Below are 26743 nucleotides of genomic sequence, written 5' to 3' on the forward strand. Positions count from 1 at the left end.
TCCGATGCGGATGTTCCGACACCCTTTATCCCGGAGTTTTGCCCGCATGAAGAACACCAAGCGCCTCGCCATCGCCGGCCTCGCCGCCGTTCTGCCACTGGCCATGATCGCCTGCAAGCCGATCGACAAGGAGACCGGGAAGCCGGTCGAAGGCGCCGCGGCCGAGAGCACCGCCGAAGGTGGCGAGATCGCCGGCCTCAAGAGCGAGCGCGAGCAGATCAGCTACATCATCGGCAACCAGATGGGCGAGCAGCTCAAGCCGATCAAGGACGAGATCGACGTCAAGACCCTGCAGCGGGCGATCAGCGAAACACTCGACGACAAGGCGATCGAGATCTCGGACGAGCAGGCCATGGGCGTGATGCAGAAGTTCGGCGAGCGCATGCAGGCCAAGCAGATGGCCGAGATGCAGGAGAAGGCGAAGACGAATGCCGCCGAGGCCGAGAAGTTCCTCGCCGAGAACGGCAAGCGCGAAGGCGTGCAGACCACCGCATCGGGCCTGCAGTACCGCGTGATCACCGAAGGAACCGGCCCCAAGCCGGGCCCGAACGACACCGTGCGCGTGCACTACAAGGGCACGCTGCTCAACGGCGAGACCTTCGACAGCTCCTACGACCGTGGTGAGCCGGCCCAGTTCGCGCTCAACCAGGTCGTCCCGGGCTGGCAGGAAGGCCTGCAGCTGATGCCGGTCGGCAGCAAGTACGAGCTGTGGATTCCGGCCGCGCTGGGTTACGGCGAGATGGGTTCCGGCCCGATCGGTCCGAACCAGGCACTGGTGTTCGAGGTCGAGCTGCAGGACATCGTCAAGTAAGCATCGAACCGGCGCGCCCTGCGTGGCGCGCCGGCGTTCCACCGTGTCCCCGCAGAGATCGCCATGCAACACACCGGAGCCGACGTGCTCGAAGCGCGCGTCACTGAACTGGAAATGCGACTCGCGTTCCAGGAGCAGACCATCGGCGAGCTCAACGACGCGCTGAGCCAGGCGCGGCTCGAGCTCAGCGCCCAGAGCGGGCTGCTGCGCCGGATGATGGACGACCTGCGTCAGGCGCGCACCGTGCAGTTCCCCGATGCGTCGGAAGAACCGCCACCCCCGCATTACTGAGTACGACCGATGACCGATTCCCTCCGCGACCAGTTGCTCGGCCTCGGGTTCAAGGCGCCAGCGCCGGCTGCGCCCAAGCCTCGGCGTGACGAGCGCCGTCCGCGCCAGGACGAACGTCGCGGGCCACGACCGGCCGGACGCAAGCCCGACGACAGGACGGGCGCGCCGCGTGGCGATACCGGCAAACAGCCACAGGGCCGCAACAGCGGCGCACCCCGCAACGACGGCCCGTCGCGTCCGCATGCCCGCAAGGGTGGGCCGCAGGGCAAGCGTCCGCCGCGTGACGACATCGACCTGGCCAAGGCATTCGCCATCCGCGCCCAGCGCGAGAAGGAAGAGCGCATCGAGGCCGAGCGCGTCAAGCAGGAAGAGGCGCGCCTGCGCCGCGAGGCCCGTGCCAGGCTCGAGGCCTTCCTGGCCGACAAGTCACTCAACAGGCCCGAAGCCGACATCGCCCGCCATTTCGAGTACGGCGGCAAGATCAAGCGCATCCATGTCGACGAGGCTCAGCTCAAGGCACTCAACGCGGGTGAGCTCGGCGTCGTGCAGCTCAACGGCCGGTATCTGCTGGTGACCGCGGCGGTGCTGGAAGAGGCCGGGTCGATTTTCGCGCCGTCGGTGGCGCTGCGGATCGATCCCGATGCGCCGGCTTCGGACGACCCCTACAGCGATCCGAAGTACCAGGTCCCCGACGATCTGGTCTGGTGATCCGCTCTTGCCCGCGCGCTCCGCCGTGCGGGCGCTGGCGATGGTCCTGTGCGCGCTTGCCTGTGCAACGGCCCAGGCGCAGGACGCGGCGGACGTGGAATTCGACCGCCCCGGCATCGGCTTTTCGCCCTCGGTGCTGGCGCCCGCCCGGTTCGCCTGGGAGCAGGGTCTGCCCGATGCGTCCTACGACCACAGCGGTGGCGTCCGCACCACGCGCTATGCCGCCGCAAGTCTGCTGCGCGTGGGCCTGGGCGCGAATCTCGAGCTTCAACTCGGCAGCGACAGCCGCGTATGGGAGCGCACGCGCAGCGCCGATGCGCATGAGCACGTGCAAGGCAGCGGCGACAGCAGCGTCGCGCTGAAGTGGCTGTTGCCCGGATCGAACGACGACATGCAGTGGGCGCTGCTCGCGCGGCAGGGCGTGCTGACCGGTGCGTCCGACATCCGCGCCGGACGGGCCCAGCAGGATCTGGGCATCAGCGTCGCCACCGGCGATCTCGCGGTCTACGTCAACGCGACCCGCGACGAGGACGGCACGGGCTGGACGGCGTCGCCGAGCTGGACGTTCCTGTCCACCGATACCGTCGCCGCCTATGTCGAAGCGGCCCTTGGCACCGGCGCGCAGCGCTCGCACGCACTCGGCACCGGCATCACCTGGCGCGTTGCCCCGGCGATGCAACTGGATCTTTCGGTGCTGCGCGGCTTCGCCGACGCCGAGGACGACTGGACCGGCGGCTTCGGCGTGTCGTTCCTGTTGCCCTGACGTTGGCGTCGGATCCCGGGGCGCGCTGAGGGGCCGGATCTGATGGTGCGCATCAATTCCGCGCCCGTGCCGTCGCTCCTGGCCGGCGACCTGTCCGAAAATCTTGCACCCGGGCCTGCGATGCCGGTTCGATGCACCTGGTCGCTACCGACCAGTGGAGCGGCCGGCACGAGGTGGCCCGCACGCTTGCCTGCCTGTCTGCAGCCAATCGGGACCATTGGGCCGCAGCAGCCCCGGCCGCGCCTGTGTTGCCGGCCGACGGGCCGAGCCCCGGCACAGTGCGTAGCAATGCGCCGGGAAAGGGCGAGACGGCCTGAGGACCGCTGGAGGCGATCCTGCGACTGCGGCCATGGACGCCGGCGCCGCTACTCGGGGTCGTAATCGAGGTTCGACGCGAGCCAGCGTTCGACCTGCGAAAGCGGCACCTGCTTGCGCCGCGCATAGTCCTGCGCCTGTTCTCTCGAGACCCGGCCGACGACGAAGTACTGGCTCTTCGGGTGACTGAAGTAGTAGCCCGACACCGCCGCAGTCGGCAGCATCGCGAAGCTCTCGGTCAGGGTCATGCCGGTATTCGCGGTGGCGTCCAGCAGTTCGAAGATCCGTTCCTTCTCGCTGTGTTCCGGGCAGGCGGGGTAGCCGGGGGCCGGGCGAATGCCCTGGTACTTCTCGGCGATCAGCGCTTCGTTGTCGAGCGTCTCTTCGCTGGCGTAACCCCAGTAGTCGGTGCGCACGCGCTGGTGCAGGCGCTCGGCCAGTGCTTCGGCCAGGCGATCGGCCAGCGCCTTGAGCAGGATCGCGTTGTAGTCGTCGTGCGCGGCTTCGAAGCGCGCGACGTGCGGCTCGATGCCGATGCCGGCGGTGACGGCGAACGCACCGATCCAGTCGTCGACACCGCTGTCCTGCGGCGCGATGAAATCGGCGAGGCAGAAATCCGGGCGTTCCACCGGCTTGTCGACCTGCTGGCGCAGGAAGTGCAGGGTGGCCTCGCCGCCATCATGGCGCAGCACCACGTCGTCGCCGACGCTGCGCGCCGGCCACAGACCGAACACGGCCTTCGCGGTGAGCCACTTCTCCTCGACGATCCTGCGCAGCATCGCCTGGGCATCGCGGAACAGTTCGCTGGCCTGCGGCCCGACGACTTCGTCGCTCAGGATCGCCGGGTACCGGCCGAACAGTTCCCAGGCATTGAAGAATGGCGTCCAGTCGATGAGGTCGATCAGTTCCTGCAGCGGGTAGTCGTCGAAGACGTGCACACCGGGCCTGTTGGGCGCGGGCGGGGTGTACGTGCTCCAGCCCCCGTCGAAGCGTTGCGCGCGGGCCTTCGCCAATGGGACGAGACGCTTCGCATCGCCGCGGCCGGCATGGCGCGCACGGATCTCGGCGTAGTCGGCATCGTTGGCGGCGACGAACGCCGGGCGCAGCTCCGGGCTGATCAGCGACTGCACCACACCGACCGCACGCGAGGCGTCCTTGACCCAGACGGTGGGCGAGGCGTAGTGCGGCGCGATCTTCAGCGCCGTATGCGCGCGCGACGTCGTCGCGCCGCCGATCAGCAGGGGCGTCTCGAAGCCCTGGCGCTTCATCTCGCGCGCGACGTGACTCATCTCCTCGAGCGACGGCGTGATCAGGCCCGACAGGCCGATGACGTCGGCCTGTACCTCGCGCGCTTTGTCGAGGATGGTCTGGGCGGCGACCATGACGCCAAGGTCGACCACCTCGAAGTTGTTGCAGGCCAGCACCACACCGACGATGTTCTTGCCGATGTCGTGCACGTCGCCCTTCACGGTCGCCATCAGCACGCGCCCATTGTTCTTGCCGACGTCGCCGGTGCGCAGTTTCTCGGCCTCGATGTAGGGCAGCAGGTAGGCGACCGCCTTCTTCATCACGCGGGCGGACTTGACCACCTGCGGCAGGAACATCTTGCCGGCCCCGAAGAGATCGCCGACGACGTTCATGCCGGCCATCAGCGGCCCTTCGATGACATCCAGCGGCCGGGTGAACGACTGTCTGGCTTCCTCGGTGTCCTCGACCACGTACTGGTCGATGCCGTGGACCAGCGCATGGGTCAGGCGTTGCTGCACCGGCGCCTCGCGCCAGGCGGTGTTCTCGACGTGCGCCGCGCCCTTCTTGCCCTTGTAGCGTTCGGCCAGCTCCAGCAGGCGCTCGGTGGCGTCGCTGCGGCGGTTGAGCACCACGTCCTCCACGCGCTCGCGGAGTTCCGGATCGAGATCGTCGACAATCGGCATGGCGCCGGCATTGACGATGCCGAAGTCCATGCCAGCCCGGATCGCGTGCAGCAGGAAGACTGCGTGGATCGCCTGACGGACAACCTCGTTGCCACGGAACGAGAACGACACGTTGGAGACACCGCCCGACACATGGCAATGCGGCAGCGTGGCCTTGATCTCGCGCGTGGCCTCGATGAAATCGACAGCGTAGTTGTCGTGCTCGGGGATGCCGGTGGCGATGGCGAAGATGTTCGGGTCGAAAATGATGTCCTCGGGCGGAAACCCGACGACTTTCGTCAGCAATTCGTAGGCGCGCGTGCAGATCTCGACCTTGCGGTCCTTGGTATCGGCCTGGCCGGCCTCGTCGAAGGCCATCACCACGACTGCCGCGCCGTAGCGCAGCACCTTGCGCGCCTGTTCGAGGAAGACCGCTTCGCCTTCCTTGAGCGAGATCGAGTTGACCACGCCCTTGCCCTGCAGGCACTTGAGCCCCGCCTCGATGACGCTCCACCTGGAAGAGTCGACCATCACCGGGATGCGGGCGATGTCGGGCTCGGCGGCGATCAGGTTGAGGAACGTCGTCATTGCATGCTCGGAGTCGAGCATGCCTTCGTCCATGTTGACGTCGAGGATCTGCGCGCCGCCTTCGACCTGCTGGCGCGCCACCTCGACCGCCTCGGGATAGCGGTTTTCCTTGATCAGCTTGCGGAATGCGGCCGAACCGGTGACGTTGGTGCGCTCGCCAACGTTGACGAAGAGCAGCTCGGGAGTCACCACCAGCGGTTCGAGGCCCGACAGGCACATGTAGCGCGGCAGCGTCATGCGGCAAAGTCCAGCGTGGGGGGAAGGCGCCGCGGCGCCACGTCGGCGACCGCTTCGGCGATCGCGCGGATGTGGTCGGGCGAGGTGCCGCAGCAGCCGCCGACGATGTTGAGCAGACCGGCGGTCGCGAACTCGTGCAGCACCGCGGCCATGTCTTCGGGCGTCTCGTCGTAGCCACCGAAGGCATTCGGAAGGCCGGCGTTGGGATGGCAGGAGACGTGCGTCCGGGCGATCTGCGCCAGCGTTTCGATGTGCGGCCGCAGGTCCTTCGCACCGAGGGCGCAGTTGAGCCCGATCGCGTGCGGGCGCGCGTGCTGCAGCGAGTACCAGAAGGCCTCGGCGGTCTGGCCCGACAGCGTGCGGCCGGAGGCATCGGTGATCGTGCCGGAGATCATCACCGGCAGGCGGCCACCGCGATCGTCGAACACCGTCTCGATGGCGTACAGCGCGGCCTTGGCGTTGAGCGTGTCGAATACGGTCTCGACCATGAGGATGTCGGCGCCGCCGTCGATCAGGCCATGCGCCGCGTCCCGGTAGATCGCGACGAGTTCGTCGAACGTCACCGCCCGATAGCCGGGATCGTTGACGTCGGGACTGATCGATGCGGTGCGACTGGTCGGGCCGAGGATGCCGGCGACGAAACGCGGCCGGTCCGGCGCCTGCGCCTCGGCTGCATCGCAGGCGGCGCGCGCGAGCGCGGCGCCCTCGCGATTGAGTTCGTGGACCAGGTGCTCGAGGTGGTAATCGGCCAGCGAGACCGCGGTCGAATTGAAGGTATTGGTCTCGATGATGTCGGCGCCGGCGGCGAGGTAGTCCGCGTGGATGCTGCGGATGATGTCCGGGCGCGTCAGGGTCAGCAGGTCGTTGTTGCCACGCTGGTCATGGCCCTGGCACCCGCAACCGGCGGCGTGCGCATGGCCTTGGGCCGCATGCAGCGAGTCGTAGCCCTCGGCGAACCGCTCGCCACGATAGTCCGCTTCGGCCAGACCGAAGCGCTGGATCATCGTGCCCATCGCGCCGTCGAGCACGAGGATGCGGTCCGCCAGCGCCGCGTCCAGCGCTGCGACGCGCTCGGGCTGCAGCCAGCCGCTCATGGCTTCCTCGCGATGATCGAGATCACCTGGAAATGCGGCGGTCGCTTTTCGCGGGTGACGGTTTCCGCGCTGTGGATCTCCAGGCCGGCCTTGGTGACGAAGCGGCGCAGCTCTTTGTCCGGAAACCCGAGATTGGCATGGCCGTAGGCCTGCACCGTGCTCTCGTGGCCATGGCGATCGAGGCTCGACAGCAACAGGCGACCCCCCGGGCGCAGCACCCTGGCGGCCTCGGTGACGGCCTGCGCCGGTCGGGTGGCATAGGTCAGTGCGTGCATCAGCACCACGAGGTCGAAGCTCGCCTCGTCGAAGGGCAGGGCATGCATGTCGCCCTCGCGGACCTCGACATTGGAGAACCGCTTGAGCCGTTCGGCCGAAGCGGCCACCACGCGCCGGCTGGCATCGAGGCAGACGTAGCGGTGCGCATGTGGTGCCAGCAGTTCGGCGAGCACGCCGTCACCCGACGCGATATCGAGCACGTCGCCGGTTTCCAGCAGGGGCAGGGCCGAGCGGGCCAGGGCTTCCCAGGTGCGCCCGGGCGAGTAGTGCCGCTCCATGTCGCCGGCCACGGTGTCGGCCCAGCTCTGGTCGGCGGCGCGCATTGCCAGCACCGCCGGCGTGCGCTCGGCGTCCTGCCGCAGCAGGGGATCGTCACTGCCGGTCGACAGCGCCTGCCAGAGCGCGCGTTGCGCAGGATCAAGCGCCGCATGATCGAAGCGGTAATAGGCGGATACCCCGGCGCGCCGGTCCCGGACGAGGTTCGCTTCCTTCAGGCGCGCCAGATGGGTCGAAACGCGCGGCTGGGCGAGGCGGGTGATCGACGAGAGCTCGGCGACCGTCAGCTCCTCGACCTCGAGCAGTGCCAGCAGGCGGACGCGCGTGGGGTCGGCAAGCACCTTCAGGCGCGCGGACCAGGCCTCGAGATCCATCAATATCTCCATATCGCGATACAGAGATGATTCTCTGCGCCACCGCCGACGCGGTCAATAGCGGCCGTGCTGCGAAGGCCGCTGCAGCACGCAAGCGTGATGATCGAGATCGGGAGGATCGCACCGGCATTCGCGCCTTTCGACATGACTCATGCTGCAGTGCGCAAGTGCGATAACGGGTGTTCCCCCGGCGGGACGGCTACAATCTGCGGATTGTTTTCGACCAGGAGTTGTATCCGTGGAGTTCGGTTTCAGCGAAGAGCAGTTGATGATCCAGGACATCGCGCGCCGGATCGCACAGGAGAAGATCGCGCCCAGCGCCGAACACCACGACCGCACGGGTGAGTTCCCGATCGAGAACATGCGCGTGCTGGGCGAGAACGGGCTGATGGGCATCGAAGTGTCCGACGCCTACGGCGGCGCGGGCATGGATCCGATCTCCTACGTTCTGGCGATGATCGAGGTTGCCGCCGCCGATGCCGCGCACTCGACGATCATGTCGGTCAACAACTCCCTGTTCTGCAACGGCATCCTCACTCACGGCACCGAGGAGCAGAAGCAGACCTATGTCCGCGCGATCGCCGAGGGTCGCGAGATCGGCGCGTTCGCGCTGACGGAGCCCCAGTCGGGCTCCGATGCGACGGCGATGAAGTGCCGCGCGGTCAAGCAGGCCGATGGCAGTTATGTCATCAACGGCAAGAAGAGCTGGATCACCTCCGGGCCCGTCGCCAAGTATTTCGTCCTCTTCGCGATGACCGATCCGGACAAGGGCGCACGCGGCATCACCGCCTTCCTCGTCGATGGCACCCGCGAGGGCTTTCTCCGCGGCAAGACCGAGCCCAAGCTCGGCATCCGCGCCTCGGCGACCTGCGAGATCGAGTTCGAGAACTACGTCGCCCAGGCGTCCGACGTGCTCGGCGAAGAAGGCCAGGGCTTCAAGATCGCGATGGGCGTGCTCGATGCCGGCCGCATCGGCATCGCCTCCCAGGCCATCGGTATCGCCCGTGCCGCGTACGAGGCGACGATCGCCTACGTCAAGGAGCGCAAGGCCTTCGGCCAGCCGATCGGCGCATTCCAGATGACCCAGGCCAAGATCGCCGACATGAAGTGCAAGCTCGACGCGGCCCTGCTGCTGACGCTGCGCGCAGCCTGGCTCAAGGGCCAGGGCAAGCGCTTCAGCAACGAGGCGGCGATCGCCAAGCTCACCGCATCCGAAGCGGCCATGTGGATCACCCACCAGGCGCTGCAGATCCATGGCGGCATGGGCTATTCGAAGGAGATGCCGATCGAGCGCTATTTCCGCGACGCCAAGATCACCGAGATCTATGAAGGTACCAGCGAGATCCAGCGGCTGGTCATCGCCCGCAACGAGACGGGCCTGCGCTGATCCCATGTTGTTGTTCCGTGTCAGTTCCGTGCGTATCCGCCGTCCGCGTCGCCCCTTCGGGCGCGCGGCGGCATCCGTTCCCGACCCGGCCGCCCGTGCGGCCGCGTCTGCGTGCATTTCCTTTCCCGTTGGCCCGCGTGAGAACGCGGGCCTCATTGCATCGGACCGTTTGTCGTCATGACCTCATCCCGCAAGACAGCTGACGCCGCTTCCAAGGCCACCGCCAAGGCTGCGACCCCGAAAAAATCCGCAACCGCCGGAAAGAAGGCCGACACTGCCTCGCGTCGCGCCGGCAGCGGCCTGCTCGATCCGATCTTCGATGCCGTGCGCCGCCTCGCCGGCAAGGATGCGCACAAGGACGCCAGCGCATTCGCCCAGGCCTTCTACCGGCGCATGACCGAAGAAGAGGTGGCCCTGCACAGCGCCGACGGCTGGGCGGCCCTGGCGGCCGATCTCTACGCCTTCGCGAGCAAGCGCAAGCCTGGCGCCGCGAACGTGCGCCTGTTCAACCCGGCGATGCAGACCCACGGCTGGGAGTCGCCGCATACGGTCCTGCAGATCGTCAATGACGACATGCCGTTCCTGGTCGACTCGGTGACGATGACGTTGGCCGAGCAGGGCATCGGTGTCCATGTGCTCGGCCACCCGGTGGTGTCGATCAAGCGCGACCGCGGCGGCCGCCTGACCGCGGTGGGCGAGGGCGAAGTCGAATCGGTGATGCATCTGGAGATCGACCGGCAGACGCCGGAAGACAACAAGCGCATCGAAGCGCTGGTGCGACGGGTGCTCGACGACGTGCGCGTGATCGTTGCCGACTGGCCGCAGATGCGCGAGCGGATGCTCGAGGTCGCCGGCGATCTGCCTGCGCGTTCCATTCCGGTGGCGGATGCCAACCGCGCCGAGGCGCAGGAATTCCTGCGCTGGGCTGCCAATGACCATTTCACCTTCTTCGGCTACCGCGAGTACAAGGTGCGCCGCAAGGGTGGCGACGCGCGCCTCGAGCCCGTCGAGGGCAGCGGACTGGGCCTGCTGCGTACGCCGGGCGCGGTGAAGTCGCGACCGCTCAGCGAGCTGGGCGCGGACGCGCTGCGCCGCGAAGGCCTGATCGACGCCCTGATCCTCACCAAGACCAGTGCGCGATCGACCGTCCACCGTCCGGGCTACATGGACTACATCGGCGTCCTGCGCTACGACGCCAATGGCAATGTGACCGGCGAACAGCGCTTCGTCGGCCTCTACACCTCGAGCGCCTACACGCGCCGGCCCTGGGACATCCCGCTGGTGCGCGAACGCTTCGAGCACGTCATGAACGCGTCGGGGCTCAAGCCGACCGGCCACAGCGGCAAGGCGCTGCGGCACCTGCTCGAGACGCTGCCACGCGACGAGCTGTTCCAGTCGACGCCCGAGGAGCTGTATCGCCTGGGCACGGGCATCCTCGGCCTGCAGGAGCGCGTGCGCAGCCGCCTGTTCCTGCGCAAGGACCGTTACGGTCGCTTCTACTCGGTCCTGGCCTACATCCCGCGCGACCGCTTCAACACCGACGTGCGCCACCGCATCGAGCAGCTGCTGCGCGATGTGCTGCAGGCCGACCACGTCGACGCCAGCGTGGTGCTGGGCGAATCGCCACTGGCGCAGGTACACCTGATCGTGCGCCCGCGTTCGGGCGTCGCCACCGACATCGACCAGGCTGCGCTCGAGCAGGCGCTGCAGGGAATCGTGCGCAACTGGCAGGACGATCTGCGCGACGAGCTGGTGCGCCGTCATGGCGAAGCCGAAGGCCTGCGCCTGTCGAACCGCATCGGCCGGGCGCTGACGCCGGCGTACATCGAGTTCGCGTCGCCTGCGGCAGCGGCGACCGATGTCGAAAAGCTCGCCGCGACCGCCGTATCGGACGCGCTGCAGCTGAGCTTCTACACCCACCCGCTACCGACCAGCGCCGAGTCGGTGCTGCACTTCAAGCTCTATCGGCGCGATGCGCATATTCCGCTGTCGGACGTGTTGCCGGTGATGGAGAACCTGGGTCTGCGGGTGATCGCCGAGCATCCGACCCGGATCGAACTCGATGGCGCCGCGCTGTTCCTGCAGGACTTCTATGTCGAGGCGATCGCCGGCGACATCGATGTCGAAGCGCGCGCGCAGGCTTTCACCGAAGCCTTCGACCGGGTCTGGAGTGGCGACGCCGAGAACGACGGCTTCAACCGCCTGGTCCTGGGCGCCGACCTGGACTGGCGCCAGGTCGCGATGCTGCGCGGCTACAGCAAGTATCTGCAGCAGGTCGGCGTGCCGTTCTCGCAGGCCTATGTCGAGGACACGCTCAACCGTTATCCGCTGCTGGCGCGGCTGCTGGTCGAGGTGTTCGAGGCACGCTTCGACCCGGCCACCGGCCAGGAAAGCGGCGAGCAGATCGCCGCCGGCGTTGAGGGCTTCACCGCGCAGCTGCAGGCGCTCTCCAAGGGCGACGACGCGACCCTGGCGATCCTGCGTCCGCTGATCGACGCCCGCGGCAACGACCGTGCGACCCAGTACGAAGCTGCCCGCGCCGCACTCAAGGGGCTGCTGGACCGTGTGTCCAGCCTCGACGAGGATCGCATCCTGCGCAGCTACCTGGGCGTCATCGATGCGACCCTGCGCACGAGCTACTACCAGCGCAGCCGCGACGGCGGCCTGCTCGAGACGATCAGCTTCAAGTTCGATTCGGCGCGCGTGCCGGAACTGCCCAAGCCGCGTCCCTACCGCGAGATCTTCGTCTATGGGCCGCGCGTGGAAGGCGTACACCTGCGCTTCGGCCCGGTCGCACGTGGCGGCCTGCGCTGGTCGGATCGCCGCGAGGACTTCCGCACCGAAGTGCTGGGCCTGGTCAAGGCGCAGATGGTCAAGAACACCGTCATCGTGCCGGTGGGTTCGAAGGGCGGCTTCATCGTCAAGCGGCCGCCGGTCGGCGGCGATCGCGACGCGCAGTTCGCCGAAGGCGTGGCCTGCTACAAGATGTTCATCAACGGCCTGCTGCAGATCACCGACAACATCGTCGACGGCAAGATCGTGCCGCCGCGCGACGTCGTCCGTCATGACGACAACGACCCCTACCTGGTGGTCGCAGCCGACAAGGGCACCGCGACGTTCTCCGACATCGCCAACGGCATCGCCCGCGAGCACGGCTTCTGGCTCGACGACGCGTTCGCCTCGGGCGGTTCGGTCGGCTACGACCACAAGGGCATGGGCATTACCGCACGCGGCGCCTGGGAATCGGTCAAGCGCCACTTCCGCGCGATGGGCCGCAATTCGCAGACCGAGGACTTCACCTGCGTGGGCATCGGCGACATGTCCGGCGACGTGTTCGGCAACGGCATGCTGTTGTCGCAACACATCCGCCTGGTCGCTGCGTTCGATCACCGGCACATCTTCATTGACCCGGATCCTGACGCGGCGCGTTCGTTCGCCGAGCGGCAGCGGCTGTTCGCGCTGCCGCGTTCGAGCTGGGAGGACTACGACAAGGCGTTGATCGCCAAGGGCGGCGGGGTATGGCCACGTACGGCCAAGTCGATCCCGCTGTCGCCGCAGGCGCGCGAGGTGCTGGGCATCGGCAGCGAGGTCGAGGCACTCAGCCCGAACGAGCTGATGTCGGCAATCCTGCGTGCGCCGGTCGACCTGCTGTGGAACGGCGGCATCGGTACCTACGTCAAGGCATCCAGCGAGCAGCACGCCGATGTCGGCGATCGCGCCAACAATGCGCTGCGCGTGGACGGCCGTGACCTGCGCTGCAAGGTAGTGGGCGAGGGCGGCAACCTGGGCATGACCCAGCTCGGCCGGATCGAAGCTGCGATGCACGGCGTGCTGCTCAATACCGACTTCATCGACAACTCGGCGGGCGTGGACACGTCCGACCACGAGGTCAACATCAAGATCCTGCTCAATGCGGTGGTGCAGTCGAAGAAGCTGACGGTACCCGCCCGCAACAAGCTGCTGGCCTCGATGACCGACGAGGTTGCCGGCCTGGTGCTGTGGGACAACTACCGCCAGAACCAGGCGCTGAGCCTGATGGAGCGGATGAGCGTCTCCCGCCTGGGCTCCAAGCGCCACTTCATCCGCACCCTGGAAGCGCAGGGTCTGCTCGACCGGCAGATCGAATACCTGCCGTCGGATGCGGAGATGTCCGAGCGCAAGGCCAAGGGCATGGGCCTGACGCGCCCCGAACTGGCGGTGCTCCTGTCGTACTCCAAGCTCGTCGCCTTCGACCAGATGCTCGATTCCGACATCCCGGAAGATCCCTACCTGTCGCGCGAGTTGCAGCGCTACTTCCCGATGCCGTTGCAGAAGAAGTACGCGGACGTGATGGAAGGCCACCGGCTCAAGCGCGAGATCATCGCGACCGCGGTGACCAACACCATGATCAACCGCATGGGCGCGACGTTCCTGATGCGCATGCAGGAAGACAGCGGCCGCTCGCCGGGCGAGATCGCCAAGGCGTTCACGATCACCCGCGAGACGATCGAGGCGCGGACGCTGTGGGGCAAGATCGACGCGCTCGACAGCCTGGTGCCGGAATCGGTGCAGGTCGACGCACTGGAAGTGATCTGGAACCTGCAGCGTGCGTTCACCCGCTGGCTGCTGGCGCGCCCGGGCGCGATCCCGGACATCACCACCGCGGTCAAGCGCTATCACGACGGATTCCACGCGATCCGCGACGGCAGCCAGATCATTGCCGAAGGCCAGCGCGCCGAGCATGACGCGAGCCTGCAGGCGTGGCGCGAGAAGGGCGTACCCGGCGATCTCGCCGTGGAGCTGGCAGCGCTTCCGTACCTGGAGGCGGCCTGGGACATCATCGAGGTCGCGAGCGAGCGCAAGCAGAAGCCGGTCGAGGTCGCCCGTCTGCACTTCCGCCTTGGCGAGGCGCTCAACCTGCCCTGGCTGACGGCGCAGATCGACGCGCTGGAGGTCGACGGCCGCTGGCACGCGGTTGCCCGCGGCGTGCTGCGCGAGGAACTCGGCCAGCAGCACCGCGCGCTCGTTTCGCAGGTGCTGTCGATGCCCGGGGCCACGCCGGAAGCCAAGGTGCAGGCATGGCTGGATCGCGACGATTCCGCGCTGCGGTTCACCCTCGCCATGCTTGGCGAGCTGGCGGCGCAGAAGTCGCTCGACTATCCGACCGCGTCGGTGGCGGTGCAGCGCGTTTCGCAGCTGGTGCAGCGCAGCTGACCGGTGGGCGGAAGGCGCGCTGCTGCGCCTTCCGCCGTCGGCGGATCTCCAAGCGGAACCGCTCCGCTTCCGGAAATCATCGAAGGCCCTCGCTCGCGAGGGCCTTCTTCGTTGTGGTCGCCGCGTACGCGAGATTGCCGTGGGGAACGCGCCCGGACGACAGCTGCGCTAAGCTGCGCGCCGACGTTCAAGCACCGGCCCGCCGATGACCGCAACGCCCCGTATCGCTTTCGTTGCCAGCCAGACCGACGTCGCCCAGAGCGCGCTCGCCACGCTGACGGCGCTGCACGGCCAGTGCGAACCGGAGGCAGCCGACGTGCTGGTGCCGCTCGGCGGCGACGGCTTCATGCTGCAGACGCTGCATCGATACGGGCATCTCGGCAAGCCGGTCTACGGCATGAAGCTGGGCACGGTCGGTTTCCTGATGAACCAGCATCGCGAGGACGATCTGCTCGCGCGGATCGCGCGCGCGGAGCCGGCGGTGCTGCGCCCGCTGGAGATGCAGGCCGAAACCGAGGCCGGCTCGACGGTCACTTCGCTGGCCTACAACGAGGTGTCACTGCTGCGCCAGACGCGCCAGGCCGCGCACCTGCGCATCGATCTCAACGGCACCACCCGGCTCGAGGAACTGGTCGCCGACGGGGTGATCCTTTCCACCGCCGCCGGCAGTACCGCCTACAACTTCTCCGCGCATGGCCCGATCCTGCCGCTGGGTGCCGGCGTGGTCGCACTGACCCCGATCGCGCCGTTCCGGCCGCGGCGCTGGCGTGGCGCGATCCTGCGCGCCGAGACACGGGTGCGCTTCCGCGTGCTCGATCCCTACAAGCGCCCGGTCAGCGTGACGGCGGACTCGCATGAAGTGCGCGATGTCGTCGAAGTGACCATCCACGAATCCCGCGAACGCACGGTCACCCTGCTGTTCGACCCGGAACACAATCTCGAAGAGCGCATCCTCAGCGAGCAGTTCGTGGTCTGAACGTCAGGCCTCGCCGATCACGGCGCAGCGCTCCCATCGCGCATAATTCGCATATGCCCGACCTGTCCGTTCCAACCCTGACCGTCGCGATTTCCTCGCGCGCCCTGTTCGATCTTGAGGACAGCCACGCGCTGTTCGAGGCCGAAGGCATCGACGCCTACGCCGAGCACCAGCGCGCCCACGAGGACGACATCCTCGAGCCGGGCATCGCGTTCCCGCTGGTGCGCAAGCTGCTCGCCCTGAACGTGGACGCCGCCGCAGAAGCGCCGCATGTCGAGGTGATCCTGCTGTCGCGCAACTCGGCCGACACGGGCCTGCGCATCTTCAACTCGATCCAGCACCACGGGCTGACGATCAGCCGCGCCACGTTCACCTCGGGCGAGCCGGTCTGGCCCTACATCAAGCCCTTCGGCACCCAGCTGTTCCTGTCGGCGAATCCGGATTCGGTGCGCCGCGCTTTGGAGCACGGCATCGCCGCGGCCACGATCATCCCCGCGCGCGCGGCGGCGCACCGCTCCGACCAGCTGCGCATCGCCTTCGATGGCGATGCGGTGATTTTCGGCGACGAAGGCGAGCGTGTCTCGCAGGAAGGCGGCATCGAGGCCTTCCACAAACACGAGCGCGAGCGCGCACGCGAAGAGATGACCGGCGGCCCGTTCCGCGGTTTCCTCGCCGCGCTCCACGACCTGCAGGCGGCATATCCGCCCGGCAAGGACGCGCCGATCCGCACCGCGCTCGTGACCGCACGTTCGGCCCCGGCGCACGAGCGGGTGATCCGTACGTTGCGGGCCTGGGGTGTGCGCCTTGATGAAGCGCTGTTCCTCGGCGGACGGCCGAAGGGACCGTTTCTCGACGCATTCGGTGCGGACATCTTCTTCGACGACTCGCAGCACAACATCGATTCGGCGCGTCCGCACGTTGCCGCCGGACATGTGCCGCACGGCTGGTCGAATCGCTGAGCCATGGCGGACAAGGACGCGCGCAGCTGGATCGGCCGCTGGCTCGACCGCTTGCGGGGCAGGGCGGCAGAGCCGCGCAAGCCCTATGTCAGGCGCCATGACGGGCTGGTCTCGCTGCAGTTCGTGCGTCGACAGACCCAGAGCCGCATGGTCGATGGCGATGCCGATCGCCTGTTGATCGACTACACCCGCACCATGTTCGGGACGCTGCTGTGGCAGCCCGCACCCGCGGTGCTGGGCCTGGTGGGGCTGGGCGGCGGCTCGCAGGCGAAATTCGCCTACCGGCACCTTCCCGATACACGCATCGTCGCGGTCGAGAACAATCCGCACGTGGTCGCGCTGCGCGGCGAATTCGGCATCCCCGAAGATGACGAGCGGTTGGCGGTCGTCGTCGACGACGGGTTCCGCTTCCTCGAGGCACGCCCCGACAGCTTCGACATTCTGCTGGTGGACGGCTACGACGCGCAGGGCATTCCCGCCGAACTGTCCACGCAGGCGTTCTATGACGCCTGCCGCGACGCGCTGACCGGCACCGGGGTGATGGCCTGCAACCTGTACGTGCGCGATCCCGAGACCCATGTCGCCAAGCTGCGCCGAGCCTTCGGCGAAGACCGCGTACTGGTGTTCGACGAGCCCAAGATGAGCAACCGGGTTGCGTTCGCTTGGCGCGGGCCGCTGCCGGCGCTAGACGCGCAGGGGCTGACCGAGCGCGTTCCGCTGACGATCCGCTCGTTGTTGCCCGAGGTGTTCCACCGCATGGCGGTGCGCATCGTGCGGCAGCGCACGCTGATCGGGCGGTAGCCGTCTTCCCGGCGCGCGTGGTGCTTGCCGGCCAGTGGTCGTGGGTGCACCGCAGTCGTGTGTGCACCGCAGCGGCCAGATGGCCAATCCGTCGCCCCTGCAGTTCCAGGGGCCCGGATTCATCAGGACGCCCTGGGTCGCGCAGTCTTCCCGTCGAGACCCAGGCCCGTCCGGGGCTCGATCGCGGCGCAGGCCGCGGAACTTCCGCCATGAAGCGCCGCGCCGCTTGGACATTGCGTGGCGGTCACATGCGCCCGCGGTAGAGTGCCGAAGGCGCCGCGTCCCCGTCCAGAAGGCCGGAACGCGACCTCGTTGGAAGCCCACCTCGGAGCGGAGTGCGCGATGTCCCGGATCCTGCCTGGCCTGCTGCTCTTGTTTTTGTTGTCCGGCCCAGCGATGGCGGTGCCGCACTGGGGGGCGGCGAAGTCCAGCCCCGCAGGCACGCCACCTGCCGCATTGCGCCCGGGCGAATGGGTGTGGGGCGGGGATGCGAAGGACATGGGGCCGATGGCGGTCGTGGTCAGCCTCACCGAACAGCGCGCCTACGTGTATCGCAACGGGCTCCTCATCGGGGTGTCGTCGATCAGCAGCGGCAAGCCCGGGTACGCGACGCCCACCGGCGTGTTCACCATCCTGCAGAAGGACAAGGACCACCGCTCCAACGTGTACAACAATGCACCCATGCCTTACCAGCAGCGGCTGACATGGGAGGGCGTGGCATTGCATGCGGGCGGCTTGCCCGGCTATCCCGAATCGCACGGCTGCATCCATCTGCCCACGGAGTTCGCACGCCTGCTGTTCGAGTCCAGCCACCTCGGCATGGTGGTGGTCATCGCCAAGGACCGGGCTTCGCCGTCGGACCTGGTCCATCCGCTCGTGACCAGTCCGATCGATCCTGCCACGGGGGCGCTGGCCGTGATGCCGCCACTCGGACCCGGGACCCAATACCGGTGGGAGCCGGAGAAGTCGCCCCAGGGCCCGTTGTCCATGGTCCTGAGCACCATCGATCGGCGCCTGGTCGTGCTGCGCAACGGCATCGAGATCGGGCGCGCCCAGGTCGAGTTCCGGGATGGGGCGCCGCCGGCGGGCACCCATGCCTACCAGGTCGCGAGCACTGATCCCGGAGGGCTGCCGACCTGGCGCCGGATCGGAATCCCCGGACACGAGCGCGAGGCAGGCGAGATTCTGCCCGCTGACCAGGTGAAGCGCGTCAGCCTGCCGCCGCAGTTCACGGCTCAGGTGCTTCCGCTGCTGCAGCCGGGTGTGGTGCTGTTGCTGACCGATCTGCATCTGCTTGCAGAGAGCACCGGGCCGAGCCTGCAACTGATCAACGCGGATCCGCCGGATCTGTGAACGTCGCATCGCGCCCATCGGATCGCTGTCTGGGGCCGAAGCATCATCTGCGTGGAGAACGGGCAGGTGGCCGGGAACAGAACCCCGCCCTGCGAGTGACGCCGGCCGCAATGTCCAGGGAGCCGATGTCTTCGAACACGATGTCCGGGCCCGCATGGTGGACTGGCGCAAACGGCAGCACGCGGCCGAACTCAATGGCGCTAGCGGGGCTGCGGCGCCGGTGCTCGATGATCATCTCAACCGTGCCCTGTCCCGCCGCTCGCTCCAGCCACCATGGCGTCAGCGCAGACGCGCGCCCTCATCCTTGTCGAACATCGCAATACCGGCCCGCGCCGCTGCCACCGGGATCTCCTGCTGCAGCACGTCCCAGTGCTCGGCGAGCCTGCCGTTCTTGATCCGGAACAGGTCCACGACCACCCGTGGCGTCGCCGCCCAGCCGCGGATACGCCCATGGATGGCGACCAGGTCGCCTTCGGCGACGACCAGGCCCGGCTCGTAGTGGACAGCGTCGGACAGCCCCGCCACGAGTTCCTGCAGCGCATCGCGCCCCTGGGCGATTTCCGGGTTGTGCTGCATGTAATCCCGCGCGTAGAGCTGCCCGACAGCGGGCGCATCACGCTGCTGGAACAGGCGGGTCATCGCCTCGAGCACCAGGGCCTTGTTGCGTCGGGGGCGGTGATCCTGGGCGACGGCGGAAGGCGCGTTGATCGCGATCGACCCGGTCATCCGTAGCAGACGACCATCGGGCAGGGTCGCGCATGAGTACACGACCTGCCGATCGTAGTCCTGGACCTGGGCCACCGTGGCGCCGTCCTGCTCCTGCCAGCTGACGGCGAACAGGCCGTTCCCCAGCGGTACGACGTGGATGTCCACGACCTCGGCCCGTGCAAACGGTCCTTCCGTGATCTCGAACGCCAGCTGCGTTGTCGACAGCAAACGCAGGCTGACCTTGAACTCGGGATAGGAAACTTCCATTTCCGTCCCGACAGGGAATCGCTCCAGTGCCATCGTCGTTTCTTCCGGTGGTTGATGGGAGACAGGGGGGTGTGTTGCACCGTGTGCGGATGAGGATGCAGCCGACAGTGGAGCGGAGCGCGAGGTTCGCGCAGTCGCTGGAAATCCGCCGATTCGAACTGGTCTACGCCCACATGGGGTCGGCCGATGTCACGGCACCCACGACGTTGAGCGGCCGACGTGCGCAGCCCATCCATCTGAAAACATTACTCAGACGTCGAGCTCCGGACCCTCGGGATTGGCTTTGATCCGGTATGTGCCGCTTTCGCGGAAGCTGCGTACAGTTGCGAACGTGTCTTCCATGAACTGTACGAAGCTGAGCTTGCCGCCTTTGGACCGCGCCAGGATCGACAGTGGTGAAGTGACCGTCTTTCCGAGCGTGTTGGAGCGGTAGGTGAAGTAGCCGAAGATGGCGGCGCCATCGGCATTCTCGAAGCTGTCCTGCGTTTCGAACGCCTCTGCCGACCATGCAGTGAATACATCCTTGAAGGTCTGGACCAGCCCCTCAGCACCAGCAGTGGTACCAGCCCAGGGCATGATCCGCTTCAGTTCCGGATTGTCGTAGTTGAGCGAAACGTAGATGAAGTCGTCGCTCGTAAGCCGCCGCACGTGGTCGAGATCGGCTGGATTCCGCAGGACGGCCTGCAGCAGCGCGAGCGGGCTGTCGGAGCCGGCGGGCGTGGCCACACTCGGAGCCTGGGCGTCGGTGATTTTCGCAGTCCTCGTATAGACGTCGTGTGTCATTGCATTTTCCCCTCGAGGTTTACAGAGCGATTGCTCGCTGGATGTCGGTTTGACGGCATTGCCCCGCGCCGCCGAACGTTGTGTATTGGCGCCAACGGTGCGCTGCCGATCTGGAAGGCTGGTTCTCACGCTTTGCGTCGCGGGTGGCAGCCAGATGCAGCCGGCGGATATTCCGGGTCGCTCCTGATAAGACGCATCCCGTCGAGCTACGGAAAGAAGAAGATTTCAGAAGCCTCTCATCCAAAGGCGGGATGGGGTAGCGCCGTTTCCTGTGGTGCTGTGTCGCTCGTGCAGCAACGTCACAGCAGACATCGAAGTGCTCTCGCGTCCCTCGGTCGACATCGCCGAGGGTGCAGCTGGCGCCCTTTGGCAGGCGATCGGCGGGCACCGGCGATTCCGCGCAAGGGGAGGGCGGCGATGCTCTGCCTGGACCTGCTTTGACGTCCCACCGATCCAGCCTGCTTCGCTGCCGGCGGGCATGAACGCCGGCCCGGAGACCAATCCCCACGATCCATGCGTCTCGTCTCGGACGGCCTACTGGCCATCGATTACCCGCGGCGACCGGCGTCCTTCAGTCGGACGCGCGGCTGTCGGCAGAGGGGACAGGCCGCATCGTGCCGGCGCGGGGGAACTTTCCCGCCCGATATTCGGAATAGTATCGGGCCAGTTCCTCGTGGGAGCCGGCGATGAACGGACCCTTCGCAACCACAGGAATGTTCTGCGGCTGGCCGGCGTAAAGCAGCAGACGAGCGCCACTATCTCCCGCCCGCAACATGAGCAGACTCTCGCCTCCGCCAATGGAGGCAGACCAGCCAACCGTATCTTGGGCGAGTCTCTCGCCTGTGGCGCCAGCCTCCACCTCGCCGTCGATTACCACGACAAACGCGTTCTGGGAGGCTGGTAGATGGGATGCGAAACTGGCCCGCGGCTCCAGCCGGATGTCCACCAAGGTTATCGGAGCGGCGTTCACCGTAGGCGCCGTCGCTTCTCCCGACTTGCCGCTGTACACCGTCGCCAAGACCCCAGGCTCCGCATGCACCGGCATCTCTGCGCGGCGCAGGATCTGCACGCGTGGTGACATGTTGCGATGCGCTTCAGGGAGGATCACCCAAAGCTGCAGGAGACGCATCCCGGAGGAGACCGTCGCATTCTCGGAATGGACGATGCCACTGCCGGCCGTCATCCATTCGACATCGCCTTCCTCCAGACGCCCCCCGGTATCCTCCATCGTGCCGTTGAGCATGAAGGTGACGGTCTCGAGCCCGGCATGGGGGTGCGACTCCCCGAAACTTCCACCGAGCGTGATGTTGTCATCGGCCATGAGAAAGAAAGGATCGGTCGCGCGCAGATCGCCAGGTGCAATGACCAGGGCGGCCTTATGCCTGTCGCCACCGAAGCCGGGACCGAGCGCGGGTGTTCTGGTGACACGATCAATCGATCTCTCAAGCATTGGCCAAGTCCTTCTCCTGGTGTAAGGCGGTTCCTGTCGTGGGTTGACGTCGCCTCCGTAGCGCGGCCAATAATCCGGATCCGTCCGACTTTCATCTAGACACGGGTTCGAGAACCCAGCATTGCTCAAAGCGCAACCCAAGGACTGGCGGTCAGCGGTCTATTGTTGCGTGGTGCAAGATCACCTCGACAGCCAGCGTGCGCGTCGCCCGATGCGCAGATTCCGAGACCTTCTGGCGGAGGAGGTCGTGGAGTTTCCCGAGCATGAGCGCTCTCCCGTACCCGGATCCCCTGCAACGCCGACACATGGGCCAGCGACTCGACTGGCCTATGCGTTCGTCGCAGTGCTGGTTGGGATAACTGCGGGTTTAAGCAGCGCGCTGGTGAGCGTCAACACGCTCCAACTACAACAAATGCTGGACCTGAGCACACATCAAGTGGCGTGGCTATCGACCAGTTATGTGATGAGCGCTGTGTCGGCCAACCTGCTGTTGATCAAGGTTCGCCAGCAATACGGCCTGCGCCGCTTCGCCCTGACATTCCTGACCCTGCATGCCGTTCTCGCCCTGATACTCGTGTTCGCGCCGGGCTATGAGACAACGCTGCTGGTGCGCGCGATCAGCGGTTTCGTTGCGGTAGCACTGATACCGCTTTGTCTCTTCAACATGATGCAGGCTTTCCCTGCAAGATGGCGTTTGCGGGGTCTGGTGCTTGGCATCGGAGTGACGCAATGCGCGATACCTTTGGCGCACGTCCTTTCGCCAGCCTTACTGGCCAGCCACGGATGGCGCTCACTGTTTCTGCTCGAGGCGGGACTCGCTCTGCTTTCACTTGCGGCATTGGGGATGCTGCGCCTGCCGCCGGCAGAGCGGGTTCGCGTTCTCCAGCCGCTCGACCTGTTGACGTTCGTTCTGATGGGCAGCGGCCTGGCACTGATTGCTGCTGTGCTGGGCCTGGGCCGATGGGAGGGGTGGTGTCAGGCGCCGTGGATCGTCGCGTCGCTTTTCATCGCCATACCGGCGTTGGTGGTAGCAGGCGCGATCGAGACGTGCCGCCAGACACCCCTTTTGAACCTTCGTTGGCTCGGGCGTGGGGACGTCGCGCGCTTCGCTGTCGCGATATTCATGGCGCGGATTGTATTGGCAGAGCAGGCATTCGCGATCGGCGTAATGGGGGAACTGGGTGGTACGGCCCAGCAACTCGCCATGCTATCGATGGCCATGTTGGGCGGAGCCGTCGCTGGGGTTCTCGTTAGCACCCTCACAGTGAATGCCGAGAGGCTTGCAAGGCCGATGATGCTGTCCGTAGGAATCATCGCCCTTGCCGCGCTGGTCGACAGCGTGTCGGACGGCCAGCATCATCTGCAGCGCTTCTACCTGACTCAGGCTGCCATCGCGTTTGCGGGGACGTTCTTTCTAGGACCCGCGTTACTCCTGGGCATCACCAACGCACTGCAGCACGGCAGCCGGGAGCTGATCAGCTTCATCGTCCTGTTCGGGATCGTCAACGCGCTTGGCGCGCTCGCGGGTCCAGCGCTGCTGGGGAGCCACCATGACTGGAGCCGGGCGGTGGGCGGAACCACACTGGACGCAATGATGGACACGTCGCGCCTGGTAGCCGTCATCGCGGGATTCACGACGATCTATCTCGCGGTCCTGCTCATTCTACGGATACGGCGGAGGCTGGCAGAACTCGGGAACGAACGCGCCGGTGGCCCGACTTCTCAACCCGGGCCGGTCGCCACGCCCATTGCCCAGTCGATCAACAGCCACTGGCGACCACCTCGCCCCAGTAGCGCTTCGGCAGTCGCGTTTGCCGCCCTTGCATTGCTTGGGGTTGCACTGGTCGTGGCAGCTTGGCACCAGCCGGCCCCAAGCGCAGTCGATCTGCTCAGACCTCCGGGGTGATCCTCTCGTACAAGAAGTCCACCAGCGCACGCACCCTGGCGATACGGGATCGGGCAGCCGGCATGAAGATATGCAGATCGGCGCCTTCGTGTGGATGGGCAGGCAGCACCGCTTCCAGCTCACCTCGCCTCAGCAAATCCTCAACCATGAACTTCGGAACGACGGTCATGCCCAGATCCGCACGTGCGGCGGCCAGGAGCATTTGTCCGTTACTGGTGCGGAAGCGGGAGTTCATGCGCACATGCTCCCAGCCCCCCACGCCTCGGAAACGCCAATGACCAGTATCCATGGCATGTAGCAGGGCGTCGTGCGAGGCCATTTCGGAGGGGGTGTCCGGCCGTCCTCGTGCATCCAGATAGCCCGGGCTGGCGACGACTACCCAATCAACCCTGGCGAGTTTGCGCGTGATGAGCGTCTGGTCCGAGACAGCACCCACCCAGATCGAGAGGTCATAGGCTTCGGCGGTCATGTCGGCCAGACGATCCTCGAAGCGAATGTCGAACTGGACGCGCGGATGGAGCAGCGCAAACTCGGCGAGCAGCGGCGCAAGAACAAACTCGCCGAACGCGGTTTGAACCTGGATGCGGAGCTGGCCGGAAACGTCAGTCGTCAACTTGTTGACGACCTCCTGCGCCGACTCCAGTTCCGCAAGGCCGGCGCCAGCGCGTGCATGGTACTCACGGCCAATATCGGTTGGCGTCGTACCTCTCGGCGTTCGGGTCAGCAATTGAGCGCCGAGGACGGCCTCCAGGCGACTGACGCGACGGCTGACGATGGATTTGGCAATGCCAAGGCGTGCGGCAGCGTTCGCAATGCCTCCTGTCTCGACCACCTCAACGAACGCAATGACATCCACCAAGTCAACGGGCAGGCGGTCCGACATCAGCAACTCCAACTTCCGGATTTTGTGGGTAGCGCGACACTACAGAATCAATAACCTGAGCGAAAGGTCGAGCAAGCGCAGCCTGCAGACCCTGGTCACTTCCGATGGAAACGCCGATGACCCACTCGAGAAAGTCAAGAATTCCCCTGTCTGCCAGGAGTGTGCATCCGTGAACACTCCAGCGCGAGCAGCTGTGATCGAACAAAAGGACACCCCCTTCGTCATGCGCGATGTCACCATTGATGATCCCCGGCCGGACGAGGTGCTGGTCCGGATGGTTGCAACAGGCATCTGCGCGACCGACGCGCATGTCCGCCAGCAGTTGTTGGCGGCTCCATTGCCGGCAATTCTGGGCCACGAGGGCGCGGGCATCGTTGAGCGCGTCGGATCAACGGTGACTCACCTGAAGCCCGGCGACCACGTCCTGCTTTCCTACCATTCATGCGGGCAGTGCAAGCCCTGTCTGTCCGCTCATCCCGCCTATTGCGACAAGGTCTGGGAAGCCAACTTCGCAGGTGCCAGGCTGGATGGCTCCATCGGTGTGAGTGCGCAAGACGCGGGCGACCTCCATGCCCATTTCTTCGGCCAATCCTCGTTCGCCACCTACGCGCTTGCCCACCAGCGCAACACCATCAAGGTGCCAAGCGACATTCCATTGGAAATCCTCGGACCGCTCGGCTGCGGCTTGCAGACCGGGGCCGGAGCGATATTGACGGCGATGAAGGTTCCGGTCGGCGCCACTGTCGCTATCTTCGGCGTCGGTGCGGTCGGTCTTGCCGCGATCATGGCCGCCAAGGTGGCTGATGCCGCCACCATCATCGCCATCGACGTGAATGAGCCAAGGCTGGAGCTTGCGAAGGAGCTTGGTGCGACCCACGCCGTCAACGCAGCGGGTGGAGTGGACGTGTCCGCAGCGATCCGACAGATCGAACAGCGGGGCGTCGAATTCGTACTGGATACCAGCGGACGTGCGGCGAACCTTGATGCGGGCGTTGGCGCCCTCGCGCCGCTGGGTCATTTCGGCTTCGTTGCGTTCAACGCCCACTCGGGGGCGACTGTCGACGTGTCGCGCCTGTCAGTCGGGCAGACGCTGCAGGGCATTATCCAGGGCGATGCCGTGTCGGCGCTGATGATTCCCGAATTGATCGGGCTCTATCGCAGCGGTCGTTTCCCGTTCGACCGGCTCATCACCTTCTACGACTTCTCTGAAATCAACCAGGCGTTCGATGACGTGGCTGCGGGCCGCGTCATCAAGGCCGTGCTGCGCTTCGATATTCCAGCTGACTGATTGGTCTGCCTCCACTCCACTTTCAACGAAACAGGACACCAACCATGTGCGACAACCACCAGAAGCCGATCACGGCTTCGGATACCCCCGCGTTTTTCGGAATCGACCGTTACGGCTTTCCGGAAGCGGGCGAGCATCCCCTCGACCCGCCGGAATATTACCCACCGTATTTCTGGAGCGAGCGCTTCAAGAAGCTCGGCTACCACTGCGAAGAGCTTCGCGACGGTTTCTACTGGGTCACCAGCGGTGGCTATGACGCGGCGTTCGTCGTAACGGAAGAAGGCGTGATCGCGATTGATGCTCCACCGACGCTCGGCGAGAACATGCTGGCTGCGATCGAGGAGGTCACCGACAAGCCGGTGACGCATGTGATCTACAGCCATTGGCACACCGACCATATCGGCGCCGCCTCGGTCTACGGACCGGACGTCGAGATTGTGGCGCACGAAATCACGAAAGAACTGCTGGAGCGGTTCCCGGATCCGGGCCGGCCGCTTCCGACGCTGACTTTCGACAAGGAGCATGTGCTGACGGTTGGTGGCGTGACCCTGGAGCTGTCCTACAAGGGTGAAAACCATTGCCCCGGCAATATCTTCATCTACGCACCTGCCCAGAAGGTGCTGACCTGCATCGACATCATCAGCCCTGGCAGTGCGACTTTCATGCACTGCGATGCCTCGCAGAATATCACCGCATGGTACGAGGCCCAGCACCAGATCATGGAGTATGACTTCGACTTCCTCGTCGCCGGTCATCACATGAAGTACGGCACGCCCGAACTTGTCAAGGAGTCGATCGAGTATTTCGCCGACATTCTTGAAGGTGCGCAGGCGGCCATCGATATCTACTCGAGATCCGACCGGCTCATCGATATCCTGCTGAAGCCAGGTCTCGACCGCTTCTGGGTTGGAAGTGAGAACTGGATCAACTCGATGGTCAACTACGCGACCAAGCACGTGCTCGAGAAGAAGACCAGCAATGGCAAGCTCTGGTCCGAGCGTTTGGCGGGTGTGACCACGCAGACCAAGTATCACGCCTATACCGTCATGGAGTCGATCCGCCTTGAGCGGCCGCGGCCCAACTACCGGCTGCGCGGCGAGAACCCACCGCCGTTCCTCGCCTGAGCTGACAGGATCCGGATCAATC

General features: G+C 66.1%; 20 protein-coding genes. 13 read left to right on the top strand and 7 right to left on the bottom strand.

The window, feature by feature from the left end:
* Nucleotides 1-46 precede the first annotated feature (46 nt).
* From bamJ to CNR27_RS10240, 4 genes are all read left to right on the top strand, one after another.
* Nucleotides 47-811, top strand: coding sequence for a BamJ family beta-barrel-assembly machinery protein (gene bamJ, locus CNR27_RS10225; protein WP_096298491.1), 765 nt, complete (start codon nucleotides 47-49; stop codon nucleotides 809-811).
* A gap of 63 nt (nucleotides 812-874) precedes the next feature.
* A complete protein-coding gene (locus CNR27_RS10230) occupies nucleotides 875-1102 on the top strand; it encodes a SlyX family protein (protein ID WP_096298493.1) in 228 nt (75 codons plus the stop codon).
* 9 nt (nucleotides 1103-1111) lie between these two features.
* Entirely contained in the window at nucleotides 1112-1810 is a 699-nt protein-coding gene (locus CNR27_RS10235; RefSeq protein WP_096298495.1) for a DUF2058 domain-containing protein, read from the top strand.
* Nucleotides 1811-1817: 7 nt separating this feature from the next.
* The gene (locus CNR27_RS10240; protein ID WP_245815597.1) at nucleotides 1818-2573 is read left to right on the top strand and encodes a transporter; all 756 of its coding nucleotides are present in this window, start codon (nucleotides 1818-1820) and stop codon (nucleotides 2571-2573) included.
* Nucleotides 2574-2938: 365 nt separating this feature from the next.
* Here the strand turns inward: CNR27_RS10240 and metH are convergent, their stop codons facing one another.
* Genes metH through CNR27_RS10255 form a run of 3 tightly spaced genes read right to left on the bottom strand, consistent with a single transcriptional unit; the run spans nucleotide 2939 to nucleotide 7643 of the window.
* Complete coding sequence (gene metH / locus CNR27_RS10245) at nucleotides 2939-5623, bottom strand: methionine synthase (RefSeq protein WP_096298499.1); 2685 nt, start codon at nucleotides 5621-5623, stop codon at nucleotides 2939-2941.
* On the bottom strand, nucleotides 5620-6717 hold the full coding sequence (locus CNR27_RS10250) for a homocysteine S-methyltransferase family protein (RefSeq protein ID WP_096298501.1): 1098 nt from the start codon (nucleotides 6715-6717) through the stop codon (nucleotides 5620-5622). The genes metH and CNR27_RS10250 overlap by 4 nt, the downstream gene beginning before the upstream one ends.
* Nucleotides 6714-7643 carry an ArsR/SmtB family transcription factor gene (locus tag CNR27_RS10255; RefSeq protein WP_096298503.1) on the bottom strand — a complete coding sequence of 310 codons (930 nt, stop codon included), beginning with the start codon at nucleotides 7641-7643 and terminating at the stop codon, nucleotides 6714-6716. Before CNR27_RS10255 ends, CNR27_RS10250 begins: the two co-directional genes overlap by 4 nt.
* Before the next feature lie 238 nt (nucleotides 7644-7881).
* Here CNR27_RS10255 and CNR27_RS10260 point away from each other — a divergent pair, with 238 nt between their 5' ends.
* The 6 genes from CNR27_RS10260 to CNR27_RS10285 all read left to right on the top strand — a co-directional run bounded on the left by CNR27_RS10260 (nucleotide 7882) and on the right by CNR27_RS10285 (nucleotide 18312).
* Nucleotides 7882-9030, top strand: coding sequence for an acyl-CoA dehydrogenase family protein (locus tag CNR27_RS10260; RefSeq protein WP_096298505.1), 1149 nt, complete (start codon nucleotides 7882-7884; stop codon nucleotides 9028-9030).
* Between the two features lie 177 nt (nucleotides 9031-9207).
* A complete protein-coding gene (locus CNR27_RS10265) occupies nucleotides 9208-14223 on the top strand; it encodes an NAD-glutamate dehydrogenase (RefSeq protein WP_096298507.1) in 5016 nt (1671 codons plus the stop codon).
* A gap of 205 nt (nucleotides 14224-14428) precedes the next feature.
* A complete protein-coding gene (locus CNR27_RS10270) occupies nucleotides 14429-15199 on the top strand; it encodes an NAD kinase (RefSeq protein ID WP_096298509.1) in 771 nt (256 codons plus the stop codon).
* A 53-nt stretch (nucleotides 15200-15252) separates the two neighbouring features.
* Nucleotides 15253-16158 carry a 5'-nucleotidase gene (locus CNR27_RS10275; protein WP_096298511.1) on the top strand — a complete coding sequence of 302 codons (906 nt, stop codon included), beginning with the start codon at nucleotides 15253-15255 and terminating at the stop codon, nucleotides 16156-16158.
* A 3-nt stretch (nucleotides 16159-16161) separates the two neighbouring features.
* Complete coding sequence (locus CNR27_RS10280) at nucleotides 16162-16959, top strand: spermine/spermidine synthase domain-containing protein (RefSeq protein ID WP_096298513.1); 798 nt, start codon at nucleotides 16162-16164, stop codon at nucleotides 16957-16959.
* 264 nt (nucleotides 16960-17223) lie between these two features.
* Nucleotides 17224-18312: a L,D-transpeptidase gene (locus CNR27_RS10285; RefSeq protein ID WP_245815599.1), complete on the top strand. Its 1089-nt coding sequence runs from the start codon at nucleotides 17224-17226 to the stop codon at nucleotides 18310-18312.
* A 279-nt stretch (nucleotides 18313-18591) separates the two neighbouring features.
* Here the strand turns inward: CNR27_RS10285 and CNR27_RS15570 are convergent, their stop codons facing one another.
* The 3 genes from CNR27_RS15570 to CNR27_RS10300 form a co-directional block, all read right to left on the bottom strand.
* Nucleotides 18592-19287 carry a nuclear transport factor 2 family protein gene (locus CNR27_RS15570; protein ID WP_199730854.1) on the bottom strand — a complete coding sequence of 232 codons (696 nt, stop codon included), beginning with the start codon at nucleotides 19285-19287 and terminating at the stop codon, nucleotides 18592-18594.
* A 249-nt stretch (nucleotides 19288-19536) separates the two neighbouring features.
* Nucleotides 19537-20070 carry a nuclear transport factor 2 family protein gene (locus tag CNR27_RS10295; RefSeq protein ID WP_199730853.1) on the bottom strand — a complete coding sequence of 178 codons (534 nt, stop codon included), beginning with the start codon at nucleotides 20068-20070 and terminating at the stop codon, nucleotides 19537-19539.
* A 571-nt stretch (nucleotides 20071-20641) separates the two neighbouring features.
* On the bottom strand, nucleotides 20642-21520 hold the full coding sequence (locus tag CNR27_RS10300) for a pirin family protein (protein ID WP_096298516.1): 879 nt from the start codon (nucleotides 21518-21520) through the stop codon (nucleotides 20642-20644).
* A gap of 211 nt (nucleotides 21521-21731) precedes the next feature.
* On the opposite strand from CNR27_RS10300, the gene CNR27_RS10305 reads away from it, so the two are divergent.
* Nucleotides 21732-23426: an MFS transporter gene (locus CNR27_RS10305; RefSeq protein WP_096298518.1), complete on the top strand. Its 1695-nt coding sequence runs from the start codon at nucleotides 21732-21734 to the stop codon at nucleotides 23424-23426.
* Here CNR27_RS10305 and CNR27_RS10310 read toward each other — a convergent pair.
* Nucleotides 23410-24309 (bottom strand): LysR family transcriptional regulator, encoded by a 900-nt coding sequence (locus CNR27_RS10310; protein WP_096300550.1) that lies wholly within the window; start codon nucleotides 24307-24309, stop codon nucleotides 23410-23412. The genes CNR27_RS10305 and CNR27_RS10310 overlap by 17 nt on opposite strands.
* Between CNR27_RS10310 and CNR27_RS10315 the strand changes: the two genes are divergently transcribed.
* Nucleotides 24272-25597, top strand: a complete 1326-nt coding sequence (locus CNR27_RS10315; protein WP_245815601.1) for an NAD(P)-dependent alcohol dehydrogenase — start codon at nucleotides 24272-24274, stop codon at nucleotides 25595-25597. The two genes, CNR27_RS10310 and CNR27_RS10315, sit on opposite strands and share 38 nt — an antisense overlap.
* Before the next feature lie 44 nt (nucleotides 25598-25641).
* Nucleotides 25642-26721 carry an MBL fold metallo-hydrolase gene (locus CNR27_RS10320; protein ID WP_096298522.1) on the top strand — a complete coding sequence of 360 codons (1080 nt, stop codon included), beginning with the start codon at nucleotides 25642-25644 and terminating at the stop codon, nucleotides 26719-26721.
* The last annotated feature ends 22 nt before the right edge of the window (nucleotides 26722-26743 follow it).

The organism is Luteimonas chenhongjianii, from assembly GCF_002327105.1.
GTDB lineage: Bacteria > Pseudomonadota > Gammaproteobacteria > Xanthomonadales > Xanthomonadaceae > Luteimonas > Luteimonas chenhongjianii.

Bases quoted from the DNA above. Each gene is read 5' to 3' on its own strand.
- CNR27_RS10250 (WP_096298501.1), bottom strand. From the start codon at position 6,717: ATGAGCGGCTGGCTGCAGCCCGAGCGCGTCGCAGCGCTGGACGCGGCG.
- CNR27_RS10265 (WP_096298507.1), top strand. From the start codon at position 9,208: ATGACCTCATCCCGCAAGACAGCTGACGCCGCTTCCAAGGCCACCGCC.
- CNR27_RS10315 (WP_245815601.1), top strand. From the start codon at position 24,272: ATGACATCCACCAAGTCAACGGGCAGGCGGTCCGACATCAGCAACTCC.
- CNR27_RS10320 (WP_096298522.1), top strand. From the start codon at position 25,642: ATGTGCGACAACCACCAGAAGCCGATCACGGCTTCGGATACCCCCGCG.
- CNR27_RS10275 (WP_096298511.1), top strand. From the start codon at position 15,253: ATGCCCGACCTGTCCGTTCCAACCCTGACCGTCGCGATTTCCTCGCGC.
- CNR27_RS15570 (WP_199730854.1), bottom strand. From the start codon at position 19,287: ATGGAAGTTTCCTATCCCGAGTTCAAGGTCAGCCTGCGTTTGCTGTCG.
- CNR27_RS10295 (WP_199730853.1), bottom strand. From the start codon at position 20,070: ATGACACACGACGTCTATACGAGGACTGCGAAAATCACCGACGCCCAG.
- CNR27_RS10235 (WP_096298495.1), top strand. From the start codon at position 1,112: ATGACCGATTCCCTCCGCGACCAGTTGCTCGGCCTCGGGTTCAAGGCG.
- CNR27_RS10300 (WP_096298516.1), bottom strand. From the start codon at position 21,520: ATGCTTGAGAGATCGATTGATCGTGTCACCAGAACACCCGCGCTCGGT.
- CNR27_RS10230 (WP_096298493.1), top strand. From the start codon at position 875: ATGCAACACACCGGAGCCGACGTGCTCGAAGCGCGCGTCACTGAACTG.
- CNR27_RS10270 (WP_096298509.1), top strand. From the start codon at position 14,429: ATGACCGCAACGCCCCGTATCGCTTTCGTTGCCAGCCAGACCGACGTC.
- metH (WP_096298499.1), bottom strand. From the start codon at position 5,623: ATGACGCTGCCGCGCTACATGTGCCTGTCGGGCCTCGAACCGCTGGTG.
- bamJ (WP_096298491.1), top strand. From the start codon at position 47: ATGAAGAACACCAAGCGCCTCGCCATCGCCGGCCTCGCCGCCGTTCTG.
- CNR27_RS10310 (WP_096300550.1), bottom strand. From the start codon at position 24,309: ATGTCGGACCGCCTGCCCGTTGACTTGGTGGATGTCATTGCGTTCGTT.
- CNR27_RS10280 (WP_096298513.1), top strand. From the start codon at position 16,162: ATGGCGGACAAGGACGCGCGCAGCTGGATCGGCCGCTGGCTCGACCGC.
- CNR27_RS10305 (WP_096298518.1), top strand. From the start codon at position 21,732: ATGCGCAGATTCCGAGACCTTCTGGCGGAGGAGGTCGTGGAGTTTCCC.
- CNR27_RS10255 (WP_096298503.1), bottom strand. From the start codon at position 7,643: ATGGATCTCGAGGCCTGGTCCGCGCGCCTGAAGGTGCTTGCCGACCCC.